Annotated in this window: 3 protein-coding genes and 1 pseudogene; 2 read left to right on the top strand and 2 right to left on the bottom strand. The window is 74.3% G+C overall.

Going from position 1 to position 2,301, the window contains the following annotated elements; translation table 11 throughout:
• Both EAO71_RS36620 and EAO71_RS36615 read left to right on the top strand, forming a co-directional pair.
• Window positions 1-953: RDD family protein (locus tag EAO71_RS36620; protein ID WP_147982104.1), on the top strand; the 953-nt coding region annotated here is incomplete at its 5' end.
• A 134-nt stretch (window positions 954-1,087) separates the two neighbouring features.
• Window positions 1,088-1,882, top strand: coding sequence for an RDD family protein (locus tag EAO71_RS36615; protein WP_147982103.1), 795 nt, complete (start codon window positions 1,088-1,090; stop codon window positions 1,880-1,882).
• Between the two features lie 13 nt (window positions 1,883-1,895).
• On the opposite strand, the gene EAO71_RS36610 is transcribed toward EAO71_RS36615, so the two are convergent.
• Both EAO71_RS36610 and EAO71_RS38130 read right to left on the bottom strand, forming a co-directional pair.
• Window positions 1,896-2,087 (bottom strand): hypothetical protein, encoded by a 192-nt coding sequence (locus EAO71_RS36610; RefSeq protein WP_147982102.1) that lies wholly within the window; start codon window positions 2,085-2,087, stop codon window positions 1,896-1,898.
• A gap of 26 nt (window positions 2,088-2,113) precedes the next feature.
• A pseudogene (locus tag EAO71_RS38130) lies at window positions 2,114-2,301 on the bottom strand (hypothetical protein); the annotation flags it as partial.

The following is a 2,301-nucleotide window of genomic DNA, read 5'->3' as shown; positions in this document are numbered from 1 at the left end:
CCTCGCCCGCCCGGCTGGGCGGCATGCCGGTGACCCCGGCGTCGGCCGATCCGACGGGCGGCGCGCTGCCCGGGGTACGGCAGGCACAGCCCCGCCCCGCGGGCGAGGGCACCATGACGATGCGTTCCCTCGGCTCCCAGGGCCGTCAGGGCGCCCAAGCGGCCCAGGGCCTTCAGGGAGCGCAGGCAGCTCAGGCGCCGGCGGCTCCGCAGACGGCGCAGCCGTCTCCCCGCCCCGAGCAGGCGGCACAGAGCCCGGCGGCGCAGGCCGGTTCACCGGCCCCGGCGCCCGTCACGACCGGCACCGGCGGCGGCGCCCCGTCCTGGCCCCAGCAAGTGCACCGGCTGGCCCAGCCCACGCCCCAGGCGTCCCCGGCGGCCGGCGCCCGGGCGGCCGACCCGGAACAGCCCGTCCTGCCCTGGAAGCCTCCCGTCGAGGACCCGTTCCTCCAGGCCGCGCGCGCCCAGGCGGCGGCCCGCCCCGCCGGTCTGGGCAAGCGGCTGGCCGCCCGGCTCGTCGACACGGTCCTCTTCGGGGCGATCACCGGAGCCGCGGCGTTCCCCTTCGTCACCAAGGCGCTCGACCACATCGACGGCAAGATCGAGGCGGCCAAGCAGACCGGCACCACCGTCCAGGTATGGCTCCTGGACGGCACCACCTCGCTGAACCTCGGGATCGCGCTCGCCCTCTTCCTCGTGCTGGGCGTGCTCTACGAGGCACTGCCCACGGCCAAGTGGGGCCGCACGGCGGGCAAGAAGCTCTTCGGCCTCCAGGTGCGGGACATCGAGGCGCACGAGCCGCCGACCTTCGGAGCGGCCCTGCGCCGCTGGCTCGTGTACGGCGTCCTCGGGCTGCTCGTCCTCGGTGTGCTCAACGTCCTCTGGTGCCTCTTCGACCGCCCCTGGCGTCAGTGCTGGCACGACAAGGCGTCCCACACCTTCGTGGCCGCCTAGGCCCCGTCCCGCGCCCCGCCCCGGACCCTTCGGGCGGTCTCCCGGACGGGGACGCCCATGACGGCCCGTTCGGCGGTCCCCCGGACGGGCGGCGAATCGTTGCGGGGCCCCGGCCTGCGGGATGCACTGCCCCCATGAGCAACGACCAGCCGACGTCCGGCCAGCCGCCCGAGGACGACCCGTTCCTCAAGAAGCCGCAGGACCCCACGCCACCGTCGGCGGGGTCGGGTTCCCCCTACGGGAGCGGGCCACCCGAGGGGCAGGGTCCCGACGGCCCACCGCCCGGAGGCCCGCCTCCGGAAGGCCCGCCGCCGGGCGGCCCACCGCCCGGGGGGCCGCCGCCTGGCAGCCCGTACGGATCCCCGTACGACAACGCCCCGCCGCCGCCCCCGCCCTACGGCTCCCAGCCCTACGGCGGCGGAGGGGGTTACGGCGGCGCCGATCCGCTCGCCGGGATGCCGCCGCTCGCCGACTCCGGGCGGCGCATCCTCGCCCGTCTCATCGACGTGCTGATCGTCGCCATCCCGCTCGCGATCATCGGCATCCCGTTCAACGTCTACAAGCGGGCGACCGACAACGACGCCGACTTCAGCGACACCGTCAACAGCTTCAACGGCGGTAGTCAGCTCGTCTTCCAACTCATCACCATCGTGGCGTATGTCGGCTACGACACATTGATGGTCGCCAAGGGCGGCCAGACCCTCGGCAAGAAGTGGCTGAAGCTGCGGGTCGCGATGCTCAACGACGGCTCCACGCCGCCGACGAACGCCTCGCTGATCCGCGCCACCGTCCTGTGGCTGCCCGCGCTGATCTGCTGCGCCTGCCTGTGGCCGCTGCTCCTGCTGATCCTGATCCTGGTCGACAAGCCCTACAAACAGGGCTTGCACGACAAGTCGGCCAAGACCGTGGTCGTCACCGTGCCGCAGTAGGGCGACGGTGGAGCTACGAACCGATCCGGGTATCGGCCCCCGCGCCCGCGTGGACGGCCGGCACCCGGATCTCGGTGTTCCGGGGGGCCCGCTGGGCGGGTACGGACGGCTGCGGCACCGCGGGCGTCTTGCGGCGCACCGGCACGGCCACCACCACGAGGACCCCGATGAGCAGTCCGGCCACGCTGATCGCCGTGGTCGTCACCGTGCCGCAGTAGGGCGACGGTGGAGCTACGAACCGATCCGGGTATCGGCCCCCGCGCCCGCGTGGACGGCCGGCACCCGGATCTCGGTGTTCCGGGGGGCCCGCTGGGCGGGTACGGACGGCTGCGGCACCGCGGGCGTCTTGCGGCGCACCGGCACGGCCACCACCACGAGGACCCCGATGAGCAGTCCGGCCACGCTGATCGCGATGATCC

This window comes from Streptomyces sp. MS191, from assembly GCF_008042125.1.
GTDB lineage: Bacteria > Actinomycetota > Actinomycetes > Streptomycetales > Streptomycetaceae > Streptomyces.
Note: the sequence above shows the minus strand (reverse complement) of the source record. Positions and strands in the feature narration are given on the sequence as shown.